Source organism: Mesorhizobium sp. M1A.F.Ca.IN.020.06.1.1 (assembly GCF_004023265.1).
Lineage (GTDB): Bacteria > Pseudomonadota > Alphaproteobacteria > Rhizobiales > Rhizobiaceae > Mesorhizobium.
This window is the reverse complement of sequence record NZ_RZSR01001808.1, coordinates 1-447: the sequence shown is the minus strand read 5'-3', so window position 1 is coordinate 447 and position 447 is coordinate 1. Positions and strand designations below refer to the sequence as shown.

Below are 447 nucleotides of genomic sequence, written 5' to 3'. Positions count from 1 at the left end.
GTTTTCTCGCCTTCAGTGAAATTCACCCCGACTATTACCAGATCCCGGTCGCCGACCGTCAGGCCCTGCTGCGCGCCGAAGCGCAGGAGGCGGACGACGAAGAGGACGAGGAGGCCGAGACCGGCGAGGAACAGCAGGCGCGCGATCGCGGCGGCCGCCGCAACCGCCGGCGCGGCGGCAAGAACCGCGACCGGGCCGAGCAAAAGCGCGGTTCCGATGCTGCCGGTGCCGACGAAGGCGGCGAAAGCGCCGATGAGGTCGCAGCTTCCAGCGCTTCCGCTGATGAGCCCGGCGATGCGGCCGATACCTCGACCGAAGCCACCGAAGGCTCCGAAACCGTTGAGACCGTAGCCGAGGCAGCCGGCGAAGAGGAGAACAAGGCCCCCGAAGCCGGCAGCGACACCGAAGACGCCGATGCGACCGACAGCGAGAATCGCCAGCCTTCCG

1 pseudogene is annotated in these 447 nt (G+C 68.5%); it reads left to right on the top strand.

Features of this window, described 5'->3' with window-relative positions:
* Positions 1–447 (top strand): annotated as a pseudogene (locus EOA60_RS39570) (ribonuclease E/G); the annotation flags it as partial.